17 protein-coding genes are annotated in these 24,236 nt (G+C 59.9%); 15 read left to right on the top strand and 2 right to left on the bottom strand.

The window, feature by feature from the left end:
* The first annotated feature begins 29 nt into the window (after nt 1-29).
* From J5M72_RS04585 to pgm, 4 genes are all read left to right on the top strand, one after another.
* Nucleotides 30-1,052: a zinc-dependent alcohol dehydrogenase family protein gene (locus J5M72_RS04585; RefSeq protein ID WP_207864321.1), complete on the top strand. Its 1,023-nt coding sequence runs from the start codon at nt 30-32 to the stop codon at nt 1,050-1,052.
* Between the two features lie 545 nt (nt 1,053-1,597).
* A complete protein-coding gene (locus J5M72_RS04580; RefSeq protein ID WP_207864525.1) occupies nt 1,598-3,052 on the top strand; it encodes a hypothetical protein in 1,455 nt (484 codons plus the stop codon).
* Nucleotides 3,053-3,101: 49 nt separating this feature from the next.
* Nucleotides 3,102-4,502 (top strand): PLP-dependent aminotransferase family protein, encoded by a 1,401-nt coding sequence (locus tag J5M72_RS04575; protein ID WP_169430366.1) that lies wholly within the window; start codon nt 3,102-3,104, stop codon nt 4,500-4,502.
* A 109-nt stretch (nt 4,503-4,611) separates the two neighbouring features.
* Nucleotides 4,612-6,258, top strand: coding sequence for a phosphoglucomutase (alpha-D-glucose-1,6-bisphosphate-dependent) (pgm, locus tag J5M72_RS04570; RefSeq protein WP_207864319.1), 1,647 nt, complete (start codon nt 4,612-4,614; stop codon nt 6,256-6,258).
* 63 nt (nt 6,259-6,321) lie between these two features.
* Here the strand turns inward: pgm and J5M72_RS04565 are convergent, their stop codons facing one another.
* Complete coding sequence (locus J5M72_RS04565; protein ID WP_207864317.1) at nt 6,322-7,017, bottom strand: pirin family protein; 696 nt, start codon at nt 7,015-7,017, stop codon at nt 6,322-6,324.
* A gap of 279 nt (nt 7,018-7,296) precedes the next feature.
* Between J5M72_RS04565 and J5M72_RS04560 the strand changes: the two genes are divergently transcribed.
* Nucleotides 7,297-9,771: a UvrD-helicase domain-containing protein gene (locus tag J5M72_RS04560; RefSeq protein ID WP_207864315.1), complete on the top strand. Its 2,475-nt coding sequence runs from the start codon at nt 7,297-7,299 to the stop codon at nt 9,769-9,771.
* Between the two features lie 58 nt (nt 9,772-9,829).
* Here the strand turns inward: J5M72_RS04560 and J5M72_RS04555 are convergent, their stop codons facing one another.
* A complete protein-coding gene (locus tag J5M72_RS04555) occupies nt 9,830-10,102 on the bottom strand; it encodes a DUF1652 domain-containing protein (protein ID WP_207864523.1) in 273 nt (90 codons plus the stop codon).
* A gap of 264 nt (nt 10,103-10,366) precedes the next feature.
* Here J5M72_RS04555 and J5M72_RS04550 point away from each other — a divergent pair, with 264 nt between their 5' ends.
* From J5M72_RS04550 to J5M72_RS04505, 10 genes are all read left to right on the top strand, one after another.
* Nucleotides 10,367-11,182 carry a helix-turn-helix domain-containing protein gene (locus tag J5M72_RS04550; RefSeq protein ID WP_169430370.1) on the top strand — a complete coding sequence of 272 codons (816 nt, stop codon included), beginning with the start codon at nt 10,367-10,369 and terminating at the stop codon, nt 11,180-11,182.
* A gap of 51 nt (nt 11,183-11,233) precedes the next feature.
* Entirely contained in the window at nt 11,234-12,640 is a 1,407-nt protein-coding gene (locus J5M72_RS04545) for an FAD-dependent oxidoreductase (protein WP_207864313.1), read from the top strand.
* A 29-nt stretch (nt 12,641-12,669) separates the two neighbouring features.
* Complete coding sequence (locus J5M72_RS04540) at nt 12,670-13,014, top strand: cupin domain-containing protein (RefSeq protein WP_207864311.1); 345 nt, start codon at nt 12,670-12,672, stop codon at nt 13,012-13,014.
* 56 nt (nt 13,015-13,070) lie between these two features.
* Complete coding sequence (locus tag J5M72_RS04535) at nt 13,071-14,156, top strand: polyamine ABC transporter substrate-binding protein (protein WP_207864309.1); 1,086 nt, start codon at nt 13,071-13,073, stop codon at nt 14,154-14,156.
* 389 nt (nt 14,157-14,545) lie between these two features.
* A complete protein-coding gene (locus J5M72_RS04530; protein ID WP_169430374.1) occupies nt 14,546-16,003 on the top strand; it encodes a serralysin family metalloprotease in 1,458 nt (485 codons plus the stop codon).
* 92 nt (nt 16,004-16,095) lie between these two features.
* Complete coding sequence (locus J5M72_RS04525; RefSeq protein WP_207864307.1) at nt 16,096-16,524, top strand: AprI/Inh family metalloprotease inhibitor; 429 nt, start codon at nt 16,096-16,098, stop codon at nt 16,522-16,524.
* A 205-nt stretch (nt 16,525-16,729) separates the two neighbouring features.
* Nucleotides 16,730-18,514, top strand: a complete 1,785-nt coding sequence (locus J5M72_RS04520) for a type I secretion system permease/ATPase (RefSeq protein WP_207864305.1) — start codon at nt 16,730-16,732, stop codon at nt 18,512-18,514.
* Complete coding sequence (locus J5M72_RS04515; RefSeq protein WP_207864303.1) at nt 18,511-19,860, top strand: HlyD family type I secretion periplasmic adaptor subunit; 1,350 nt, start codon at nt 18,511-18,513, stop codon at nt 19,858-19,860. The genes J5M72_RS04520 and J5M72_RS04515 overlap by 4 nt, the downstream gene beginning before the upstream one ends.
* Nucleotides 19,861-19,862: 2 nt before the next feature.
* Nucleotides 19,863-21,230: a TolC family outer membrane protein gene (locus tag J5M72_RS04510; protein WP_169430378.1), complete on the top strand. Its 1,368-nt coding sequence runs from the start codon at nt 19,863-19,865 to the stop codon at nt 21,228-21,230.
* Between the two features lie 42 nt (nt 21,231-21,272).
* Nucleotides 21,273-24,224 carry an autotransporter serine protease gene (locus tag J5M72_RS04505; protein ID WP_207864301.1) on the top strand — a complete coding sequence of 984 codons (2,952 nt, stop codon included), beginning with the start codon at nt 21,273-21,275 and terminating at the stop codon, nt 24,222-24,224.
* Nucleotides 24,225-24,236 lie beyond the last annotated feature (12 nt).

Raw genomic sequence — 24,236 nt, 5'->3', positions numbered from 1 at the left:
CATTAGAGGTTACTTTGACGAGGTTTGCGATGTCCCGCACGATCCGTTTTCACAAGTTTGGTCCGGCCGAGGTGCTCAAATGCGAAGAGCATGCGGCCGCTCAGCCAGGTCCTGGCGAAGTGCAGGTGCGTGTCGAGGCAATCGGCATCAGCTGGTACGACACACTCTGGCGTCAGAATCTGGCATCGTCCCAGGCACGCCTGCCGTCCGGCCTGGGCCATGAGATGGCCGGTGTGGTCACGGCGATCGGCGACGGTGTCGAAGACCTCATCGTCGGTGACAAGGTAGCCAGTTTCCCGGCGGAAAGTCCCAACGACTATCCGGTCTACGGCGAACTGATCGTTCTGCCACGTACCGCGCTGACCCGTTATCCGGACGTGCTGAACCCGATCGAAGCCAGCGTGCATTACACGCCGCTGTTGATCGCGTACTTCGGTTACGTCGATTTGGCACGCGTCAAACCCGGACAGTTTGCCCTGGTCACTGACGCCAGTCATTGCGCCGGTCCGTCCTTTGTCCAGTTGGGCAAGGCGCTGGGCGTGCGAGTGATTGCCGCTACAAAAACCGCAGAAGAGCGCGAATACCTGCTGTCTCTGGGTGCCGAGAAAGTGATCGTCACCGAAGAAGAAGACCTGTTGATGCGGGTCAACAAGATTACCGACAACCGCGGCGTCAACGTCGTGTTCGACGGTCTCGGCGGCCCTCAGATGTCACTGCTGGGCGATGTGCTGGCACCTCGTGGCAGCTTGGTGTTGTATGGCCTGCAGGGTGGCAACCAGACGCCATTCCCGGCCTGCGCAGCGTTCCAGAAGAACATCCAGTTCTTCGTGCATTGCATCGGCAACTTCACCGGGAAGCCGGAGCTGGGCATCGTCCAGGATCACGTCGCGCTGCAACGTGCCCTGCGCGACATCAATCAGTTGACGGCCGATCGCGTGCTGGTGCCGCTCAAGACGCGAGTCTTCCCGTTCAACGAGTTTGTCGAAGCGCATCGTTACATGGATGAATGCCCTTGCCGTGAGCGCGTTGCGCTGCAAGTCGAACCTGCCTGACCTTTACCTTTAGAGTCCGTGGCCCACGGACTCTTGTGCGTTCTTTCCTTCAGACCATGAGAAACCCTGGGCGCGATGCCTGGGGACGTTCAGCAACTGAACTGGTTTTTACTCGTGATCTGTATCTTCTAATCGCCCTCCAGACCCTGATAATTGAATGACTACTTTCATCTCAAGGAATGAGCGATGTCTGTGCATTCTATTTGCTTTGTGCAATACCAAACGGCTGTTGAAGATCGATGTTCCGGTTTCTGTTTAATTGCTGTAGGGCGGCTATGTAATCCCTTCTTTTTTTCCTGTGCTCATCGTGCGCAGGTCATTGTAAGAATTTTCCTAAGAAAACTTGAAGCCAGGGAAACCTCCGTAAAGACAGGGGGTTGCGCCAATCGTGTCGCGGGCGTGAATTATTTCAAGTGCAACTGTTTCAAATAACTACAAAACTTTAAGTGTTAGCATTTTAGCGTCTATTAATTAATGAAGAATGATTGCGCGTCCGATGTTCTTGGCTGCGCAATATGAAACCTTTGATATCGGGTGAAGTACTGATGAGCACGATCCATGATCAGGCAATGAATTATGTCTACCAGCAAGTATTGCAGCGATTGCTGAGTTTCTTTTCCCGTGCCGAGCGCACGGCATTGCAGTTGTTGATTCAGCGGCTGGCGGTAGCGGCCGGGGGCATGGATCGTATCGGCGAATTCAAGGTGCTGGTGACTCAATCCGGAACCCGAGACTGTTGTTACAGCCTGGCCCTTATGCGCGCCGCCCAATTGAGCATCGCCGGGCGCGCTCCGGGCACCCTTCAGCTGCGGGTTGCGACGCTGCGTGGAGGTGCCGTACCCGCGTCGGCACTGCACAACATGCATCGCAGCTTCAGTGCACTGTTTCTTTATGATGATCCCAGGGTCGAACTGTTGATGGTCGATCATCGAGAGGTGTTGCCCTTCAATCACCAGGCACCCGTCTCGGAGGTGGGGCGCGAGGCAAGCTGCATCAATTTGCTGATGGTCGGCCATCGTCGGTGCTGGAATGAAGAGCTTTATCTATGGGACGACAACTACCTGGCAACGGGCGAGTTTTTCGGCCAGGTCGCTCGATGGAACAACGGCGTCGATGCACTGCTCAGCAGTGACTCTGCACGCAGTCAGGAGGCTTTTCTGCATGGCCTCGACCGGGCGGCTCGCAAAGCCGGCATCGGTGCACTGCCAAAGCGGGGCAACGGTTTCGATGAATTGTTCAGCCTGCTCGATGGCATGGGCGGCGATTACTATCGGGAACTCTACCCGGAAGCCGACCTGCAGCCCTGGCGCCCGCTTGGCCAGTTCGAAGCCTGTCGGCGCACCAGTTACATCGGCATCGACGATATCGTGGTGGGCAAGATGGACGAGCGGTGGCCGTTGCTCAGCGATTTTCTTGGTTTTCAGGCCAATGAACTGCAGATCGAAACGGGCACCGACGAGTCGACAGACCCTGTAATCGCTGCCTACCTGCACGGCCTGCAAGTCTGTCATGTCGAAGGGCGCAGCTACGAGGCGGGCGTCTCGGAGTATGTGCAGCATTGTCTGGCTTCGATGCGCCGCAGGAACGTTCCCGAACAGATTTGCGAGCGGTTTCTGGCGTCATTCGGCAACCTGTCCGATCTGACCGAACACCGATCGGTGGCGATGGCCGCACTGAACAGAAATGTCGGAATCAGTGAATCGCAACTCGTCTGTCTGTTGTTTGCGCCTTTTATCGAAGGCGGTGCCGGCCTTGAACGTTTTCTGCGCACTTGCCATCCGGGCATGCTGATCGCCATGCCGGATCTGCACCGGGCGATGCAAGGGCTGCATGCGCCGGAGCAGGTTCTGCAATGGATGACCGAAGTCAGCGGGTTGCCCGTACACCTGATCAGCCGGTTGTATGCCATGGATTCCATTCCCATGGATGAGCAGGTCAGGCGGGCTCCGGAGCTCTCCGACGTCGAGGTTGCCGTGGGCGACCGCTCCGCGGAAGGTTGAGCGTGAGTGTATTGCCTGAAGGCGAAAACATGCCGGCGGATGCCCGCTCATGAATGCCGCACGTGAAACCGACTTCGCCTACCAGGCCGTCTATCGATACCTCACCCAGTTGATCGAAGAGCCTGGCGGCGAAGGTGCGATTCGATTGCCATCCCTGAGGCAATTGGCCGAACGGCTGGGCGTCTCGATTTCAACCATTCAATACGCCTATGCCTTGCTGGAAAAGGAAGGTCGGGTTTACTCCGTTGCCAAGTCCGGTTATTTCGCAAGAGCAGCCAGTACGGTCATGCCGCCCGGTCGGGGCAGCGACCTGCTGGAAACCGTCTATGTCAATGCCAGATGTTCGGGGATGCGCGTGCTGAGCGCAGATGACCCGGCATCGGTACAACCGCTGGATGGTCCGCTGCTGACGCTTGAGCGGGAGCTGATGCGCCAGTACCCCCGGCAACCTCAGGCCGTGGTTCAGCCCTGTGGCGAACTGGAGCTGCGCACGTTGCTTGCCGCCCGTTATACCTCCTCACCGACCCATTGCTGGCATGCCGAAGATGTCTATATTGGCGCCGACGCAAGAGGGGTTCTCGAGATCCTGATCGCTGTCCTTGAGCTGCGCCACGCTACCGTGGTGGTGGAGTCGCCCTGTGACTGGATGATATTGCGCCTGCTTCAGTCTGCGGATGTGCGGATCATCGAGCTGCCGGTGCAGCCCGGCGGGGTGTTCGATCCACAGCAATTGGCATTGTTGCTGGAAACCGAGCCAGTACGGCTGGTCTTGCTGTCGTCGCAATTGAACATGCCCCACGGAAGTCTGGCTCCTCAGGATAATCTCGAGGCTATTGCGAGCCTGCTCACGCGCCACGGCATCTGGGTGCTGGAAAACGACAGCTACAGCGAGCTGAGAGATGACAGTGATCGGCGACCTCTGCGTGATCTGCTGGACCCCGATCGCCTGCTGGTTTTCTCGACTTTTGAAAAGGTGATCGGTGTCGAAGCCCCTTACGGCTTTGTACTTGCTCGCCAGTGGCGGGCCGATCTGCAACGGCACTTCCTGCTGCGTTCGTTCCGTCTCTCGCCGATTCGCCAGAAAGCCATTGCCCGCCTGTATGCAAGCGGTCGTGTCGATCAACACTTGCCGGTGCTCAAGCGTCTGCTCAAGGAGCGCCGAACGCAGTTGATCGAGCTGCTGCGAGACGGGCTGGGCGATGCATTGCACATCGACGAGCCGCAGGGTGGGGCGACGATCTGGGTGCGCTCGTCCCGTCGGGTGGTGATGGGGGCGGTGTTTCAGCGCCTGCTCAAACAACACGTGTTAATCGCGCCGGGGGAGCTGTTCAGTACCCAGGGCATGCATGGGCAGCACATGCGCCTGAGTGCAATCGGCAGCAGCGGGCCTGAGCTGGCCGGGGTCGTCGGTCTGCTTGGCGATGCATTGCGGCTGGCCCCCGGTGACTGAGCTGTTAAAAAACATCGGGGATGCACGGGATAGATACCATCGCACTACGGTCAAACTGCCAGTAAACTCCGCTGTAATTTCCTGAACCACTCTATTTCAGAGGTTTTGCATGACACTCAGTCCTTTTGCGGGCAAACCGGCACCGGCAGAACTGTTGGTCGATATCCCGCGACTGGTAACGGCGTATTACACCGGGCAGCCTGACGCTTCGATTTCCACCCAGCGCGTGGCATTTGGCACTTCCGGGCATCGGGGCAGCTCCTTCGACCTGAGTTTCAACGAGTGGCACGTTCTGGCGATCAGCCAGGCGATCTGTCTGTATCGCGAAGCCCAGGGCATCACCGGCCCGCTGTTCGTCGGCATCGATACTCACGCGCTGTCTACGCCGGCCGGAGCCAGTGCCCTGGAAGTGCTGGCAGCCAACGGCGTGACCGTGATGATCGCCGAAGGCGACGAATACACCCCGACGCCGGCCGTGTCCCACGCCATTCTTTGCTACAACCGCGGCCGCACCACCGGCCTTGCTGACGGTATCGTGATCACGCCGTCGCACAACCCGCCACAAAGCGGTGGCTACAAATACAACCCAACCAATGGCGGTCCGGCCGACACCCACATCACCAAGTGGATCGAAGCCAAGGCCAACGAACTGCTGGCCAACAAGCTGGCAGGCGTTAAACGCATCGGCTACGAGCAGGCGCTTAAAGCCCCGACCACGCATCGTCACGATTACGTCAACACCTACGTGGCCGACCTGATCAATGTCATCGATTTCGATGCCATCCGCGGTGCCAAACTGCGTATGGGCGTCGATCCTCTGGGTGGAGCAGGGGTGCGCTACTGGTCAGCCATCGCCGAGCACTATCGTCTTGACCTCGACGTGGTGAACAAGGAAGTCGATTCGACGTTCCGCTTCATGACTGTCGACTGGGATGGCCAGATCCGCATGGACCCATCGTCGAGCCACGCCATGCAGGGCCTGATCGGTCTCAAGGAGCGCTTCGATGTCGCGTTCGCCTGCGATCCTGATCACGACCGTCACGGCATCGTTACGCCGTCCGGCGGTCTGTTGGCGCCGAACAATTACCTGGCGGTGTCGATCGACTACCTGTTCCAGAACCGCCCGCAATGGCGCGCCGATGCTGCCGTGGGTAAAACCGTGGTAAGCAGTGGCCTGATCGATCGCGTGGCCAAGCGCCTGGGCCGACGCCTGTACGAAGTGCCGGTCGGCTTCAAGTGGTTTGCCGACGGTCTGTTCGACGGCTCACTGGGTTTCGGCGGTGAAGAGAGCGCTGGCGCCTCGTTCCTGCGTAAGGACGGTGGCGTTTGGAGCACCGACAAGGATGGCCTGATCCCGGCGCTTCTGGCGGCTGAAATGACCGCCCGTACCGGCCGCGATCCAAGCCAGGCCTATCGTGCGCTGACCGATGAGCTGGGCGAACCGTTCTCGGTGCGTGTAGACGCCAAGGCCAACCCGGAGCAGAAAGCCCTGCTGAGCAAGTTGTCGCCGGAGCAGGTGACTTCCACCGAACTGGCCGGCGAAAAGATTCAGAGCATTCTCAGCAAGGCCCCGGGCAACGATCAGGCCATCGGCGGTCTGAAAGTCATGACCGAGAACGGCTGGTTCGCTGCACGTCCGTCGGGTACCGAAGACATCTACAAGATCTACGCCGAAAGCTTCATTGGCAATGACCACCTCAAGCAACTGGTGGCCGAAGCGCAAACGCTGGTCGATGGTGCAATTTCCACCCAGTGATCAGTGCTGAATAGAAAAGGGCGACCTCAGAGGTCGCCCTTTTTTTGCCCGTCATTTAGCCGATCAGGCCAGATCCACCAGCACGATTTCACAGTCTTCAATCGCGGTGACGCTCAATACCGATTCATGGCTCACCGCCACACCGTCTCGAGCTTGTGCACGCAAGCCGTTGACTTCAATCACACCGGTGGCCGGTACAAGGTAGGCGCGACGCCCCTCGTCGAGTCGATATTCAGCGGTTTCCCCGGCCTTGACAGTGGCCGCCACCAAACGTGCGTTGGCGCGAATCCGCAGACTTTCATCGTCACCGTCCTTGCCGCTGGCGAGCGTCACGAAACCTTCGCGCTCACCTTTGGGGAACGGTTTGGCGCCCCAGGAAGGCGGTGCACCGGTTTCGGTCGGCAGAATCCAGATCTGGAAGATTTTGGTGGCGGTCGCTTCCAGGTTGTATTCGCTATGGGCGATGCCGGTGCCGGCGCTCATTACCTGAACGTCGCCGGCTTCAGTGCGGCCCTTGTTGCCCAGGTTGTCCTGGTGGGTGATCGCACCTTCGCGCACGTAAGTGATGATTTCCATGTCCCGGTGCGGGTGAGTGGGGAAGCCGGTTCCCGGGGCGATGATGTCATCGTTCCATACCCGCAGATTGCCCCAGCTCATGCGCTGCGGATCGTAGTACTCGGCGAACGAAAAATGGTGATGGGCATCCAGCCAGCCGTGATGGGCGCCGCCCAGCGAGCTGAAGGGTCTGAGTTCAAGCATGATCTTCTCCTCAAAAGGTTCGTCATGGGGCGTTTCGGCCGCAGCCACGAAGCGAGACCGGTGATTGATGGCGAGCATCATCTATCAACCAATAATCGAGAAAAAGCGTAAAAAGTGCCGCATTCCCATCGAAATTACTGATGTTATAAATCTCGAAACGCTCTCATGCAGCCTTCAGTTCATCGCCTAACTCAATGACCTGTAAGCATTTCGCTAGAACTCAACGGCAAATGCAGACACCATAGCCCTCAACAGCCTCAGCCTCTGGAGTCCGTCAGCGTGGCGCAAAATACCCCCGATCTTCCTCCCGAACTTCGTCCCCTGGCCGAGATGCCGTGGTTCAAACGCCTGGCGGCGCGTTTCCTCGGGCATGGTCTGACGCAATTACGCGCCCAGCATCGGGCATCGTGGCTGCACGGTCAGGCCGACGGCTTTCGCAGCGGGCACACCGCGGGGTTCGATTACGGCTACAAGGAAGGCAAGGCTGAGGGGCTGGAAGAGGGCCGTCAGGTCCTGTTGATCCGCGACAGCCGCAGCACTGAGCATCGTGCGCCGAGCATCGACAACCACCTGTTCGATGACTGGCGCCTGCCACTGACGGCCGAGCTGAAGAAACGTATGAAGGCTGACGTCGCCCGTTTGCTGCCGGCCCGTGCCCAGCCGAGCGTTGCGCAATGGAAAATGATTTTCAGCGATACGCCGTCAACGTCGGTAGTCGCTGGCGCCGGGGCTGGCAAGTCGACCACGCTGGTGCTGCGTATTCTGCTGCTGACACACTATCTGGGCTTTGAGCTGGACTCGATGACCGTGGTGACCTTCACCCGGGAGTCGCGCAAGGACTTCATCAATAAACTGATCGAACTGTTCGCCTTGTGGGGACAGGCCATCAGCCAGAAAACCGCCCGGGATCTGGTGCGCACCTTTCACTCGCGGATTCTGCCGATGGTGCGCAGCCTGCCAGGGTTCGAGCGCTTGCAGGCATTCGAGAATCTCAGCCACCGGCCGCAGGGTGCTGAAGACGACGTCGACAGCAACCCGTTCGATCTGCGGATCAACGACGCCCAGCGCCAGCAGCTCAATGCCTGCTATTACCGCCTCTACACAGATAACGAGCGCTTTCGCCAGCTGGTCCAGCCGTTGTCCCGGCATGCCTTGCAGCTCAAGGAGCTGGAGCGCGATCACCCCGACGTGCAAAAACGCATGGCAGTGACCGAGCTTGCCGCCAGGCGCGACGAAGAACTGTGCGACGTGATTGAAGACCTGTGGTTTCGTGCCGGTGCCTGGCCGATAAAAGGTGTCGACCCGAACCGCCAGGCGTTCGACATCAACGGCTCGACCTTCCATTGTCATGGCTATATTCCGAGTCTCGATGCCTGGGTCATCCTGGGTTTCGACCCGAAGGAAAACCCGCAAGTCTGTCGTCCCGATGCCAGGCTGACGGTCCGTGCAGAATGGGCAGTCAAGCGCACCCTGTTTCAAGCTTTCTGTCGTAAGCCATTGATATGGCTCGACAGTTATGAATCTTCACGACGAGTTCTGGCTTCCCTGGCCGGCGATGCGAGTGCCGGTCCGGGGTTCGATTACAAGGTCAAGGGCGAACTCGTGTCTGCCCCGTTGCTCGACTGTTTTGTCGCCGCCGCCGGGTTTATCGAGAACCTGGGGCTGGACGTACCGGAGGCCGTTGGTCGCATGAGTTTCGCCAAGGACGATCCTGACCGGTTTTTCTTCGAGGCGCTAAGCCTGTTCTGGCGTGCGCTGGAAGATCACTTGCTCGATCAGAAACCGCCGATCATGACCTACAACCGCATGTTCGCGCTGTTCAGCGAGCACTCGCCGGAAAACCTCAAGCTACTGAGCGATGAACTGCTGCGCCCCATGTCACACCTGATGATCGACGAGTTTCAGGACGTTTCACCGCAGATCGTCTCGTGGATCCGCGCCAGCCTTGCAGAGATCCGCAGCCGTGGCCCGGCCATGCACGTCGGACGCGGGGCGCAGCGTTCGTCCTTGTTGTGCGTGGGGGATGACTGGCAGTCGATCTATGGCTGGCGCGGCAGTTCGCCAAGCTACTTCATGGAGTTCAACAAGGAATTTCCCTCGCCCAGTACCACGCGGGTGATGCTCAGCGACAACTACCGCAGCCATCAGCACATCATCGATGCCGCCGAACACATTGTCCGTGCCGCACCGGCGATCCCGGGCAAGAAAGCCAAAGCCAGTGGCGAAGAGAAGCCTTTGCAACCGGTCAACGTGCTGGAGCGCGATGATCAGGCACTCGGCCAGCGCCTGGCGGAGCATTACAGGAACGGCGATTCGATCCTGATGCTTTATCGAAAAAGTAGCGATAAGTCGTTGATAAAACAGCATATTCAGTCAGTAGTTAATGTTGATTCGAGCTTGCCGTACGAGTCTCGACGCTTGAAACAGCTGACCTATCACAGCGCCAAAGGCTTGCAGGCCGATGCGGTGTTCTTGCTCGGTGACTGCCAGCACCTCACCAGTTCGCCCTACAAGAATCAGGTCTACCGCATGGCCGGACTGGGCAAGGCCGGTGACAACGAGCCTTACGACACGGCGCAGAAGGACGAAATCCTGCGTCTGGCCTACGTCGGCATCACCCGTGCCGTGAGCCATTGCTACTGGTACGTCGAGCCGCAGGATGCCCAAGCGGTGAACATGCCGCGTGCGTCGGACCGGGTCGCCAAGGGCAAGCCGTTCTTCGTCGATCACCGATCGGAAAAGAAAACCGCTTGAATCGATTGCCCACGAAAAAGCCCGCACTCGGCGGGCTTTTTTGTTTTAAATCATCAGGTTATGCGTAACTCTTGAGGGAATCCGGAGGTACGAAGGCCTCCAGCTCATCCTCAACGGCCTCGATTATTCGCTCGACATCCGCCGCATTCATCACCGTGGCACAGGGAATGCCGGCAATGGCGATCATGGTTTCGCCGCTGGCCCGGTCGAACAGGCGGGCAATCATGCTGCCCGGCGCGTCCATCGTGGCCTCGAAACCCATAGGATGAAAATGCCAGCGCATCAGCTGGCAGGCATTGGGGAACGTGACTTTGCTTGACCCTTTGTTCATGTATTGCCCGCCTTCTTCATCGAGCGCTTCCGTTTGCTCATGGTAGGTGGGAAGAGCCTTCATTGGCTCAACCGGTGACTGTCCTTAAAAGTAGCACCTGGATGTGAAAAACCTGTGAGATTTTTCAGGCCGTTTGGCGATTGCAGGGATTTTTTTGATGTAAGTCACGGCTGATGAAAATGTCGCCAAAATGCCACTATGCGCCGCTTGGTTGATGACGCACGCGAAGTTGGGCAAGCTCGGTTCTTTTGCCAAGAGTCGCTTATGCACGCCGATGATGATGGCCCGCAGCAGACCCCGGCCACGGCCGAAACGGTCATGCGCTATCACCTGTGCTGGAAACACCGGGATCTGGACGGCGTCATGGCGCTGTACCATCCGGACATTCAGTACAACGATTTTTTCCAGAACCGCGTGCTCGGTCTCGACGAGTTGCGTGAGTACGTTCGCGTCAGCATGCCCCGTGAATCCGACGAAGCGCTGGAGCATTGCGACCGGATCCGCATCGACGGCAACACGGCGTTCATCCAATACGAAGTGACCCTGCGTGGCGGCAATGGTCTGGTGTCGTTCCGTTCCAGCGAAGCGATTACCGTCAAGGACGCCAAAATCTGGCGGGTCAACGAATACGCTTCACTGGTGCGCGAGCAGGGCTCCAGTACCTCGACGCCGAGTCAGCGTCCGGCGGCGAGCCGACTGGGCCTGTCGCCACGCCAGTTGAGTTTCATGGCCGAAGACCTGCAGCAGTATTTCCAGCGTCAGCAGCCGTACCTCGATCCCGAGCTGGACCTGCAACGCGTGGCGAAGGAGTGCGGTTACAGCCGCAATCAGATTTCTTATCTGCTGAATCAGGTGCTGGGGCAAAGCTTCTATCGCTACGTCAACCAGGCACGACTCCAGCATTTGCTGCAAGCGCTGGATAACGCCGCGCCGCCGCTGCGCATTGATGAACTGGCGTTCGCTGCCGGATTCAACTCGTTGTCGGCGTTCTACAGCTGTTTTCGCCAGCACACCGGGCAGTCGCCCAAGGCCTACGCCAAACAAATTTCTTTGCGGACACGCGCGCAAGACAGTCCTTGAGGTCAGCCACTAGGATCGACGCCATCGAAATCTGGATTGGCGGAGTCTTGCATGCCGGCGTGGCGCACTATCAGTTTGTGGATGGATCAACTCGACGAGCCGCTCAGCGCGCGCCCGGCACTGGAGCAGGACCTGGACGTCGACGTGGCGATCATCGGCGCCGGCTACACCGGGTTATGGACGGCGTATTACCTGAAGAAACTGGCGCCGGGACTGGATATAGCCATCGTCGAGGCGCAAACCGCCGGATTTGGGGCCTCGGGTCGCAACGGTGGCTGGTTGATGGGCAATCTGCTGGGCGAAGATCGCCTGCTGACGGGCCTGTCTCCCGAGCGGCGTCGCGCTTCGTTCGATCTGCTGCACGGCATCCCCGATGAGGTAGAGGTCATCCTCGAACGCGAGGGCATCGACTGCGATTACCGCAAGGGGGGAGTGCTGTATTGCGCGGCCCGTTATCCCGAGCAGGAAGCCAGTCTGCGTGAGTACCTGAGCAAGCTGCATGCACAGGGCCTGACTGACGACGATTATCGCTGGCTCAATCCTGAGCAATTGGCTCGCCAAATCCGTATCGCCAGACCTTACGGCGGCATCTACGCACCCCATGTGGCGACCATTCAGCCGGCAAAACTGGTGCGCGGCCTGGCCCGGACCGTTCAGGGCATGGGCGTGAAAATCTACGAAAACAGCCCCGTAATCCATTGGCAGGCGGGCAGTCTGCGCACCGACAAGGCCAGTGTGCGCAGCCGCTGGATCGTCCCGGCCATCGAAGGTTATTCGGTGACGCTGCCACCATTGGGCCGTTATCAATTGCCGGTGCAGAGTCTGATTGTTGCCACCGAGCCGTTGCCCGCTGCGACCTGGGATGAAATCGGCCTCAATCGGGGCCAGGCTTTCAGCGAGTTCAGCCGTCAGGTCACTTACGGCCAGCGTAGCGCCGACAACCGCCTGATCTTCGGCGCCCGTGGCGGTTATCAGTTCGCCGGCCAACTGCGGCATAACTTCGACCTGACCCGCGACGAAGTGGAACTGCGTCGCTACCTGTTCGGCGAACTGTTCCCGCAACTGAAAAACGTACAGATCACCCACGCCTGGGGCGGCAACCTCGGCATGTCACGGCATTTCAAACCGCACATGCTCTGCGATCGGGCCAACGGCATCGCGCTGTCAGGCGGTTATGGCGGGGAAGGCGTGGGGGCCAGCAACCTCGGCGGACGCACCCTGGCCGATCTGATCCTCGAGCGCGATACCGAACTGACCCGTCAGCCATGGGTTCTCCCCGACGGTGGAATCCACGCGTTGCGAGCGTGGGAGCCGGAGCCGTGCCGCTGGCTCGGCTACAACGCGATCATCAAAAGCTTCGTCCACGAAGACCAGACCTTGGCCAACCCGGCGACGGCGCCTTGGCGGCGCAAGCTTGCCAGCCGGGTGGCCGGGTTCATGGAAGGTTTCATGCACTGAACGTTGTTTACTATCAGACAGGTAACGCCATGAGCATCACCCAATTCAAGAACACCCCCACGTTGCAACTGGACGAGTCCAATCCGGTGGCCGTGCCGCTCGGCACTCCGGTCGCGGTGGCATCGACCACCAGCGTCGAGCGCGACGACGGCGTCGAAACCGGCGTCTGGGAATGTACGCCCGGACGCTGGCGGCGGCAGATCACCGCCCAGGAGTTCTGCCACTTCATTTCCGGCCGCTGCACGTTCACCCCGGACGATGGCGGCGAAACCCTGCACATACAAGGTGGCGACGCACTGATGTTGCCAGCCAACACGCTCGGGATCTGGGACATCCAGGAGACCGTGCGCAAGACCTATGTCCTGATTTTCTGACGTTTTGATCCTTTTGATTGCCTGCCAACAACAACAGCCAATACAGGAATCGATCCATGATCCGAAAGACCCTCGCTCTCGCCCCCTTGATGCTCGCCGTGTCCCTCGCTCAGGCCGCGGATACGGTCAAGGTTTATAACTGGTCCGATTACATCGCACCGGACACCGCCAAGAACTTCGAAAAGGCCAGCGGCATTGGCGTCACCTATGACGTCTACGACAGCAACGAAACCCTCGACGGCAAGCTGATGACCGGTAAATCCGGTTATGACGTGGTGTTTCCGTCCAACCACTTCATGGCGCGGCAGATTCAGGGCGGGGCGCTGATGAAACTGGACAAGAGCCAGTTGCCGAACTGGAAAAACCTCAATCCGGTATTGCTCAAGGCCTTGCAGACCAACGATCCGGGCAATGAACACGGCTTCCCTTATCTGTGGGGCAGTACTGGCATCGGTTACAACATCGCCAAGGTCAAGGCCGTACTGGGCGATAACGCGCCCGTGGATTCCTGGGACCTGATCTTCAAGCCCGAGAACATGCAGAAACTGCAGAAGTGCGGCGTGGCGATCCTCGACAATGGCCCGGAATTGCTGCCGGCTGCGCTGAATTACCTGGGATTGCCGCACCACAGCAAGAATCCCGAAGACTACAAGAAAGCCGAAGCACTGCTGATGAAAGTGCGGCCGTATGTCAGTTACTTCCATTCCTCGAAGTACACCAGCGATCTGGCCAATGGCGATATCTGTGTGGCGGTCGGCTTCTCCGGGGATATCCTGCAAGCGGAGAACCGCGCCAAAGAAGCGAAGAATGGCGTCGACATTGGCTATGCGATTCCCAGGGAAGGCGCCGCGATCTGGTTCGACATGGTCGCCATGCCCGCCGACGCCCCGGACGAGAAGGCCGGGTACGCCTTCATGAATTACCTGCTGCAGCCCGACGTCATGGCCGGCATCAGCAACTACGTGCATTACGCCAACGGCAATGAACAGGCCGACAGCCTGATCGACCCGGCCATCAAGAACGACACCAAGGTTTATCCCAGCCCGGAAATGATGGGCAAGCTGTTTGCGCTGGAAGCGATGCCGCTGAACATCGACCGGATCCGCACGCGGGTGTGGAACAAGATCCGCACCGGCAGCTGACAATCTGTCGGAGCGGGTTATCCCGCTCCGATAGCTGGCAACGTCTATTTAATTGGTTGATATCACTTCGCTGGCACCGCACTAATAAAGTGCGGGAAAGTGAGACGTATCCAACAAAAAAGCAACTTACCGATATTTAATATTTAAATAAGAAATCGTCAGACAATTAGGCAAACTCACCACACTTGCAACATTCTTCCAGCGGCACGCGCTTTGTTTACGGGACTTTTCCGGAAGACTTCAATTTGATCTCGAAAAAACGCTAGACGACAGATTTCAAATTGTGTCAGGTTTCTGATGCCTTCATTGGGCGAGTGATAGGACAATCTCGCCAGAGGTTGTCGCTATCGGACAAAAACTGTTCCATTGCTAAACAAGGAAGTGTGTTTATGTCGAAAGTAAAAGCGAATGCTATTGATACCGCCGAACAGGCTTTCCAGCTGAACGCGGCCCCCCTGGCTGCGCCAAGCTCGGCGTATAACCAGATCAATAGCTTCAGCCATCAGTACGATCGTGGCGGCAACCTCACGGTCAATGGCAAACCCTCCTTCTCGGTGGATCAAGCCGCCACCCAACTGCTGCGAGATGGTGCCTCCTGGCACGACCTCGACGGTAGCGGCAAGATCGAACTGACTTACACCTTTCTGACCTCCAAGACCGCCAACTTTGGTGGCCTGGGCGTTACCGGTTTCAGTCAGTTCAGTTCCCTGCAAAAAGCCCAGGCGGTGCTCGCCATGCAATCCTGGGCCGATGTCGCCAACGTGACGTTTACCGAAGCGGCCAGAGGTGGCGACGGCCACATGACCTTCGGCAACTACAGCGGCGGTCAGGAAGGCGCTGCGGCATTCGCGTTCCTGCCAGGCACCGAGCCAGGCTATGACGGTCAGTCCTGGTACCTGACCGGCAGTGGATACGACGTCAACAAAACTCCAGGTGTGAACAACTACGGGCGTCAGACGCTGACCCACGAAATCGGCCACACCCTGGGCCTGTCCCACCCGGGCGACTACAACGCCGGTACGGGCAACCCGACCTACAATGACGCTTCCTACGGGCAAGACACCCGCGGCTACAGCCTCATGAGTTACTGGAGCGAAAGCAACACCAGCCAGAACTTCAGCAAGGGCGGCGTCGAAGCCTATGCCTCCGGCCCGCTGATGGATGACATCGCAGCGATCCAGAAGCTCTACGGCGCCAACCTGACCACCCGTACCGGTGACACCACCTACGGCTTCAACTCCAACGCTGGCCGCGACTTCCTCAGCGCGACTTCGTCGACGGACAAGCTGGTGTTCTCGGTGTGGGATGCGGGCGGCAAGGACACCTTCGACTTCTCGGGTTTCACCCAGAACCAGAAGATCAACCTCAATGAAGCCTCGTTCTCCGACGTTGGCGGCCTGGTGGGCAACGTGTCCATCGCCAAGGGCGTCACCATCGAGAACGCCATCGGCGGTTCGGGCAACGACCTGATCATCGGCAACAGTGCCGCGAACGAGCTCAAGGGCGGTGCCGGCAACGACATCATCTGGGGCGGCGGCGGTGCCGACAAGCTGTGGGGCGGTTCGGGTTCGGACACTTTCCTGTTCGCGGCCAGCTCCGATTCCAAGCCGGGTGCGATCGATCAGATCCTCGATTTTGTCAGCGGTCTGGACAAAATCGACCTGAGCGCGATCACCAATGGTTCGGGCCTGCACTTCGTCAGCGCCTTCACCGGCGCGGCGGGCGATGCCATCCTGACTTCCTCGGGCGGCAACAGCCTGTTGTCGGTGGATTTCTCCGGGCACGGCGTGGCGGACTTCCAGGTCAGCACCGTTGGCCAGGCAGCGATCAGCGACATCGTGGCGTGATGTGATCCGGGAAAGCGGCGCGCATGCGCCGCTTTCTTTGCTTGCATCGTCTTGGCCGGTGAGCAAGGCTACGTGCCGGAGTGAAATTTCCTATGATCCAATTCGCTTTTACCCGCAATGCGGCGGCGTACTTGTTGCCGATGCTGATGATGATTTCTGGAGAAACAACCATGGCAAGCAGCCTGAGACTCGAAGACCCATCGGTATTTGCCGGGCCGTGGCAGGCGACACTGAGCGCCCGCAGTGACACCCCCGAAGCGCTAGCGATGCAGGACAAACCGTCGAACACCTGCCAGGTCGACCTTGAGGCCAATCAGACCCTGGGCAAGGGCGCCGATTGTCTGAGCGCGTGGCTGCAAGAGAGTGCCATCGGCTGGTTTCCCGATCCCGACGGGCTCTCCATCACCGGTAAAGAGGGTTCAAGAATCCAGTTTTTCAGCCGACAACGTGACGGGCTTTATCTGAGTGCTTTGAAGTCGGGTCTGGTGATTACCCTGGAGCGAGTTGCAAAGCAGCCTTGATTATCGGAACCGGCACGCAGTTTAAATATAAGGCACCTCGTTACAGTTATAAGCCTGCCTTCAATAACTCTGCCGTGGTACTTGGTCGCGAAAGTTGTTGTTGAAGTGTAAGCGGATGCTGTCGGTGTATGTCCCGCTCCGAGCGCGGGCTAATTAATAGAAGACTCGCCAAGTACGGCGGGGAATATCATTTCAGGAATAATCAATGAAGATGGCGAAGGCCCCAGCCACCGCACCCTTATTCAAGGCACTGGGTGACTATAAAAGCATTCTGATCAGCGTCGGATGCTTTACCGCACTGATCAACGTGCTGATGCTGGTGCCCTCGATATATATGCTCCAGGTCTATGACCGAGTGCTGTCTTCGCAAAACGAAACCACCCTGGCGATGTTGTCTCTGATGGTCGTGGGGTTCTTTGCGTTCATCGGCCTGCTGGAGGTGGTGCGCAGCTTCATCGTGATCCGCATCGGCAGCCAGCTGGAGCGCCGCTTCAACCTGCGGGTCTATCAGGCCGCGTTCGAGCGCAACCTGTTCAAGGGGGAAGGCAACGCTGGTCAGTCCCTCGGCGACCTGACCCACATTCGCCAGTTCGTCACCGGGCCGGCGCTGTTCGCTTTCTTCGATGCGCCGTGGTTCCCGGTCTATCTGTTCGTGATTTATCTGTTCAACGTCTGGCTCGGTGTGCTGGCCACCGCCGGCGCGCTGCTGCTGATCGCCCTGGCGTGCCTCAACGAATACATGACCAAAAAGCCGCTGGGCGAAGCCGCCGGTTTCTCACAGAAGTCCAGCCAGTTGGCCACCAGCCATCTGCACAACGCCGAAACCATTCAGGCGATGGGCATGCTCGGTTCCTTGCGCAAGCGCTGGTTCCAGGTGCATTCGCGCTTTCTCGGTCTGCAAAACCAGGCCAGTGACACCGGCGCGGTCATCAGCTCCCTGAGCAAGACCTTGCGTCTGTGCCTGCAATCTCTGGTGCTGGGCCTGGGTGCCTTGCTGGTGATCAAGGGCGACATGACCGCCGGGATGATGATCGCCGGCTCCATTCTCATGGGCCGGGTGCTCAGCCCGATCGACCAGTTGATCGCCGTGTGGAAACAGTGGAGCGGGGCGAAGCTGGCCTACCGCCGTCTCGATTCCCTGTTGCAGGCATTTCCGCCGAGCGACGACGCCATGGCACTGCCGGCGCCGAAAGGCCAGATCACCTTTGAACAGGTCAGTGCCGGCCCGCCCGGGCAACGGGCCGCGACCTTGCACATGATCAATTTCAATCTGGCGGCCGGTGAAGTGCTGGGCGTGCTGGGTGCCTCCGGCTCCGGCAAGTCGACGCTGGCGCGGGTACTGGTCGGTGTATGGCCGACCCTTGGCGGGACAGTGCGCCTGGACGGTGCCGACATCCACCGCTGGAACCGCGACCAACTCGGTCCGTATATCGGCTACCTGCCGCAGGATATCGAACTGTTCAGCGGCACCATCGCCGAGAACATTGCGCGCTTCAGCGAAACCGATCCGCAGAAAGTCGTGGCCGCCGCACAACAGGCCGGGGTCCACGAAATGATCCTGCGCATGCCGCAAGGCTACGACACGCAACTGGGCGAGGACGGCAGCGGTCTGTCCGGTGGCCAGAAACAGCGTGTGGCGCTGGCGCGAGCGATTTACGGCACGCCAAGTCTGGTGGTGCTGGATGAGCCGAACTCCAACCTCGACACCGTCGGCGAAGCGGCATTGTCCAGTGCCATCGTGCAACTCAAAGCCCAGGGCACCACGGTGGTGCTGGTGACGCACCGGTCTTCGGTGCTGGCCCAGGCCGACAAGCTGCTGGTGCTCAACGAGGGCCGTCTGCAAGCCTTCGGTCCGAGCCATGACGTACTCAAGGCGCTGTCCGGCAACCCGCCACAACAGCCACAACAAACAGAAAAAACCGCGCAGGCACCGGGCGGACTCAGCATGAGCCGGCAGTACCAGCCCTCGACAAGGAACTCGGGTGTATGAGCAGCGCGAGCATGAACACAGAAAACGAAGCGAACATGGAACACGCCTACATCACCGAACGCCCGGAGCGCGACGCAAAGTTCTTCGCCCGGATGGGCTGGATTCTGGCGCTGGCCGGCGCCGGCAGTTTCTTTGCCTGGGCGGCACTGGCGCCGCTGGATCAGGGGATTCCGGTGCAAGGCACGGTGGTGGTATCCGGTAAACGCAAGGCCGTGCAGTCGATGAGCAGCGGTGTGGTCAGCCGGATCCTGGTGCGCGAAGGCGAGATCGTGAAGCAGGGCCAGCCCTTGTTCCGCCTCGACCAGACTCAGGTTGCCGCCGACGTGCAATCGCTGCAGGCCCAGTACCGCATGGCCTGGGCCAGCCTGGCGCGCTGGCAGGCCGAGCGTGACAACCTCAAGCAGGTGACGTTTCCGCCAGAGCTGAGCGACAACGCCGACCCGCGTCTGGCCCTGGTGCTGGAGGGCCAGCGACAACTGTTCAGCAGCCGCCGTGAAGCGTTCTCCCGCGAGCAGGCTGCGCTGCGTGCCAGCATCGAAGGCGCTACTGCGCAGCTGGCCGGCATGCGCCGCGCCCGTACCGATCTCAATGCCCAGGCCGCTTCCCTGCAACAGCAGTTGAGCAACCTGCAACCGCTGGCGGACAACGGCTACATCCCGCGCAACCGTTTGATGGAATACCAGCGTCAGCTGTCGCAGGTGCAGCAGCAACTGGCGGAAAACACCGGCGAAAGCGGCCGCGTGGAGCAGGGCATTCTCGAGTCGCGCCTGAAACTGCAACAGCACGGCGAGGAATACCAGAAAGAAGTCCGCAGCCAGCTGGCGGATGCGCAACTGAAAAGCGTCACCCTGTCCGAGCAACTGACCTCCGCCGGATTCGACCTGCAACACAGCGAAATCCTCGCCACCTCGGACGGCATCGCCGTCAATCTTGGCGTGCACACCGAAGGCGCCGTGGTGCGTCAGGGCGAAACCCTGCTGGAAATCGTCCCGCAAGGCACCCGTCTGGAAGTGGAAGGGCACTTGCCGATCAACCTGATCGACAAGGTCGGCACGCACCTGCCGGTGGACATCCTCTTCACCGCGTTCAACCAGAGCAAGACGCCGCGGGTTCCCGGCGAAGTCAGCCTGATTTCCGCCGACCAGATGGTCGATGAGAAAACCGGCGCGCCGTATTACGTGTTGCGCAGCAGCGTCAGCGATCAGGCCATGGAGAAGCTCAATGGCCTGGTCATCAAGCCGGGCATGCCGGCGGAAATGTTCGTGCGCACGGGCGAACGTTCACTCCTCAACTATCTGTTCAAACCGTTGCTCGACCGGGCCGGCTCCGCATTGACTGAAGAATAAGGATGTTCGGCTGTATGAATAAGCTTTCCATGCTGGCGGCAGCGTTCGCGCTGCTCGCGGGCAACAGTGCAGTGGCAGCCATGGGGCCGTTCGAAATCTACGAGCAGGCCTTACGCAACGACCCGGTGTTTCTCGGCGCGATCAAGGAACGTGATGCAGGCCTTGAAAATCGGGCCATTGGCCGCGCCGGGTTGTTGCCAAAACTGGGTTACAACTACAACAAGGGCCACAACACATCGAAGGCCACTTCCCTCGACGAGCGTGCCCGAAACCGTACCGAGGAGCGCAACTACAACAGTTACGGCTCGACCCTGACGCTACAGCAGCCATTGCTCGACTACGAAGCCTACGCGGCCTATCGCAAAGGCGTGGCGCAGTCGCTGTTTGCCGACGAGAACTTTCGCGGCAAGAGTCAGGAGCTGCTGGTTCGCGTCCTGGACAACTACACCAAGGCCCTGTTCGCCCAGGATCAGATCGACATCGCCCAAGCCAAGAAAAAGGCCTACGAGCAGCAGTTCCAGCAGAACGAGCACATGTTCAAGCAGGGTGAGGGCACGCGAACCGACATTCTCGAAGCCGAATCCCGCTATGAGCTGGCGACCGCCGAAGAGATCGAGGCGCGTAACGAACAGGATGCGGCCTTGCGCGAGCTCGGCGCACTGGTGGGCGTGCCGGCGGTGGACATCACTGACCTGGCGCCCCTGGATCAGAACTTCCAGACGTTCGCCCTGATGCCGGCCAACTACGACACCTGGCATGAACTGGCGATCAGCAACAACCCGAATCTGGCGTCGCAACGCCAGGCCGTGGAAGTGGCCCGTTACGAGGTCGAACGCAATCGTGCAGGGCATCTGCCGAAAGTGAATGCCTACGCCGCGATGCGCCAGAACGAGTCGGAAAGCGGCAACACCTACAACCAGCGCTACGAGACCAACACAATCGGTTTCGAAGTCAGCGTGCCGTTGTACGCCGGTGGCGGTGTGTCGGCCTCGACCCGTCAGGCCAGTCGCAATATGGAACAGGCCGAATACGAACTGGATGGCAAGACCCGCGAGACGCTCATCGAACTGCGCCGTCAGTTCAGTGCCTGCCTGTCCGGCGTCAACAAGCTGCGTGCCTATCAGAAGGCGCTTGCGTCGGCCGAAGCACTGGTGGTCTCGACCAAACAAAGCATTCTGGGCGGCGAGCGGACCAATCTGGACGCCCTGAACGCCGAACAACAACTATTTACCACCCGCCGCGATCTGGCCCAGGCACGCTACGACTACCTGATGGCCTGGACCAAGCTGCATTACTACGCGGGCACCTTGAGCGAGCAGGATCTGGCGCGGGTGGACGAAGCATTCGGGCAGGGCCCACGGACGCAATAACGCCGTAACTTTTACACAAAACAACAAAAACGAGTGGTGAACATGGACGTACGCTTCAAGCCGGCATCGGTCGGCACGCTGTTGCTCGCAATTTCTGTCAGCCAGGCCCAGGCGCAGTACCTTGAGTCTGGCAAGCCCGGCGACGCCGCCAGTTGGCGATCCGCCGAGTTCCTGCGCGACTGGGGCCTGGGCCGGATGCAGGCCGATCAGGCCTACGCCGCCGGTATTACCGGCAAAGGCGTGAAGGTCGGTGCGCTGGATTCCGGTTTCGACGCCGCCCATCCCGAGTTCGCCGGCGACCGTTATCACCCGGTGTTGAGCCGCGGCAGCTATGTCGATGGCTCGCTGTTCAGCGTCAACGGCACGCTCAATCCGAACAATGACTCCCACGGCACCCACGTGGTCGGCACCATGGGTGCCTCGCGTGATGGCATTGGCATGCACGGCGTGGCGTTCAATGCGCAGATCTATGTTGCCAACACCAACAAGAACGACAGTTTCCTGTTCGGCCCCAATCCCGATCCGCGCTACTTCAAAGCAGCGTACGATGCCTTGGCCGATGCCGGCGTGCGGGCCATCAACAACAGCTGGGGCAGTCAGCCACCGGATGTCAGTTATCGAACCCTTGCAGATCTGCATGCCGCTTACGCCCAGCACTGGAACAAGGGGACCTGGCTCGATGCCGCCTCCGATGTTTCGCGCCGCGGCGTGATCAATGTGTTCAGCGCCGGTAACAGCGGTTATCCCAACGCCAGCGTGCGTTCGGCGCTGCCGTATTTTCAGCCGGACCTGGAAGGCCACTGGCTGGCGGTATCGGGGCTGGACCAGAGCAATCAGCAAAAATACAACCAGTGCGGCCTCGCCAAATACTGGTGCATCACCACACCGGGCGCGAAGATCGACAGCACCATTCCCGACGGTGGCTACGCGATCAAGTCCGGTACCTCGATGGCCGCGCCGCACGCCACCGGGGCCCTGGCGCTGGTGATGGAGCGCTACCCGTACATGAGCAATCAGCAGGCGCTGGAAGTGCTGCTGACCACCGCCACCCAACTTGATGGTTCGGTGACTGATGCACCGACCGAACGAGTCGGCTGGGGCGTGGCCAACCTGAAACGGGCGATGGGCGGGCCGGGGCAATTGCTCGGCGCGTTCGAGGCGCGTCTGGCGGCCGGGCAGAGCGATGTGTGGAGCAATGACATTTCCGACAAGGCCCTGATCCAGCGTCAGCGCGAAGACCTCGCCGAACACAGTGCGTGGCAGCAAACCCTGCAAGCCAAAGGTTGGCAGAACGGTGTTCCGGCGGGCGCGAGTCAGCAGGATCAAACCGATTACGCCATCGGCACGGCCCGGGATGCGGCCGCCGCCAATCGGGTGTATCAGGGCAGTCTGATCAAGTCCGGCGCCGGCCGCCTGCTGTTGACCGGTGACAGCACCTATCGCGGTCCGACCACGGTCAATGGCGGCCTGCTGACCGTTAACGGCTCGCTGACCTCTGCGGTCACAGTCAATGACAGCGGCACCCTCGGTGGTTCCGGACGGGTTGGCGCGTTGATCGCCAATAACGGCAGTCGTGTGGCACCGGGCAATTCCATCGCCACCTTGAACGTCGCCGGCGACGTGACCTTCACACCAGGTTCGACTTATGCGGTGGAATTGTCACCGACGGCCAGTGACCGCATCGTCGCCGGCGGCACGGCGACCATCAGCGGTGCCACTGTCAGCCTGTCTCTGGAAAACAGCCCGACCTTGCTCAGTACCGCCGAAGCGAAAAGCCTGCTCGGTCATCAGTACGACGTTCTGCAAGCCGCCGGTGGCATTCAGGGCCAGTTCGGCGCTGTGGTGCCGGACTACCTGTTTATCGGTGGCAGCCTCGCGTCCACCGGCACCGGGATCACGCTGAGTGTCGAACGCAACGCGACATCTTTTGCCAGTGTCGGCCAGACCCCGAACCAGCGGGCTGTGGCCAGCGCGGTCGAGGGGATGGGCGCAGGCAATGCCGTCTACGAAAGCCTGTTGCTGTCGGCTACCACCCACGATGCACGGCAAGCGTTCCAGCAACTGAGCGGGGAAATCTACCCGGCCCTCGGTTCGGTACTGATCAACGACAGCCGCCAGTTACGCGATGCGCTGGGTGAACGCCTGCATGACGCGAACACCTCGCAGAGCAATGGCTGGATCAAGGCCCTCGGTGCCTGGGGGACAACCGATTCGCGACACGACACCGCCGGCTACAGCACCTCGATTGGCGGCCTGCTGGCAGGGGTCGACGGCGCGCTGGACGAGCAGACTCGCATCGGTCTGGTCACCGGTTACAGCGACAGTTCGTTGAGCATGGGCTCCGGCACGCACTCTTCGGCCAAGGTCGACAGCTATCACCTCGGTGCCTACGCCGGCCACGCTATCGGTGACTGGCGCCTGAGCACCGGCGTGGCCTACAGCTGGCATCGCGCGGACGTGAAGCGCGACCTGCAATACGGCGACGTGAGCGCCAAGCAGAAGGCCAAGGTCGACGCCGCCACCACTCAGGTGTTCGGCGAAGCGGCGTATCGACTGAATCTGCAACCGCTGGCTCTGGAGCCGTTCGCCAATCTGGCCTACGTACACCTGGACAGCGACGGTTTCACCGAGAAGGGCGACGCTGCCGCGCTGAAAAGCAATGGCGACCAGCGCGATGCGGTGCTCGGCACTCTCGGCGTCAGGGCGATCAAGACGATCAACCTGTCAGGCTCGCAAAAGCTCGATCTCAGCGGTCGCCTCGGCTGGCAGCACAGCCTTGGCGACATCGAATCCGAACAACATTTGCGTTTCTCCAGCGGCAGCGCGCCGTACAGCGTTGAAAGCTCACCGCTGGTGCGCGACGCCGCGCTGGTCGGCGTACAGGCCAGCCTGGCCCTGAGCCGCGACGTGCGGGTGAACCTGGATTACAACGGACAACTGGCCAGCCGCGAGAAACAGCACGGCGTGGGCCTGAGCCTGAACTGGCAGTTCTGACTGATCGTGACT

This window comes from Pseudomonas sp. 58(2021), from assembly GCF_017491585.1.
Lineage (GTDB): Bacteria > Pseudomonadota > Gammaproteobacteria > Pseudomonadales > Pseudomonadaceae > Aquipseudomonas > Aquipseudomonas fluorescens_BT.
This window is presented reverse-complemented; position numbering and strand designations above follow the sequence as displayed.

Bases quoted from the DNA above. Each gene is read 5' to 3' on its own strand.
- J5M72_RS04585 (WP_207864321.1), top strand. From the start codon at position 30: ATGTCCCGCACGATCCGTTTTCACAAGTTTGGTCCGGCCGAGGTGCTC.
- J5M72_RS04580 (WP_207864525.1), top strand. From the start codon at position 1,598: ATGAGCACGATCCATGATCAGGCAATGAATTATGTCTACCAGCAAGTA.
- J5M72_RS04575 (WP_169430366.1), top strand. From the start codon at position 3,102: ATGAATGCCGCACGTGAAACCGACTTCGCCTACCAGGCCGTCTATCGA.
- pgm (WP_207864319.1), top strand. From the start codon at position 4,612: ATGACACTCAGTCCTTTTGCGGGCAAACCGGCACCGGCAGAACTGTTG.
- J5M72_RS04565 (WP_207864317.1), bottom strand. From the start codon at position 7,017: ATGCTTGAACTCAGACCCTTCAGCTCGCTGGGCGGCGCCCATCACGGC.
- J5M72_RS04555 (WP_207864523.1), bottom strand. From the start codon at position 10,102: ATGAACAAAGGGTCAAGCAAAGTCACGTTCCCCAATGCCTGCCAGCTG.
- J5M72_RS04550 (WP_169430370.1), top strand. From the start codon at position 10,367: ATGCACGCCGATGATGATGGCCCGCAGCAGACCCCGGCCACGGCCGAA.
- J5M72_RS04545 (WP_207864313.1), top strand. From the start codon at position 11,234: ATGCCGGCGTGGCGCACTATCAGTTTGTGGATGGATCAACTCGACGAG.
- J5M72_RS04540 (WP_207864311.1), top strand. From the start codon at position 12,670: ATGAGCATCACCCAATTCAAGAACACCCCCACGTTGCAACTGGACGAG.
- J5M72_RS04535 (WP_207864309.1), top strand. From the start codon at position 13,071: ATGATCCGAAAGACCCTCGCTCTCGCCCCCTTGATGCTCGCCGTGTCC.
- J5M72_RS04530 (WP_169430374.1), top strand. From the start codon at position 14,546: ATGTCGAAAGTAAAAGCGAATGCTATTGATACCGCCGAACAGGCTTTC.
- J5M72_RS04525 (WP_207864307.1), top strand. From the start codon at position 16,096: ATGATCCAATTCGCTTTTACCCGCAATGCGGCGGCGTACTTGTTGCCG.
- J5M72_RS04520 (WP_207864305.1), top strand. From the start codon at position 16,730: ATGAAGATGGCGAAGGCCCCAGCCACCGCACCCTTATTCAAGGCACTG.
- J5M72_RS04515 (WP_207864303.1), top strand. From the start codon at position 18,511: ATGAGCAGCGCGAGCATGAACACAGAAAACGAAGCGAACATGGAACAC.
- J5M72_RS04510 (WP_169430378.1), top strand. From the start codon at position 19,863: ATGTTCGGCTGTATGAATAAGCTTTCCATGCTGGCGGCAGCGTTCGCG.
- J5M72_RS04505 (WP_207864301.1), top strand. From the start codon at position 21,273: ATGGACGTACGCTTCAAGCCGGCATCGGTCGGCACGCTGTTGCTCGCA.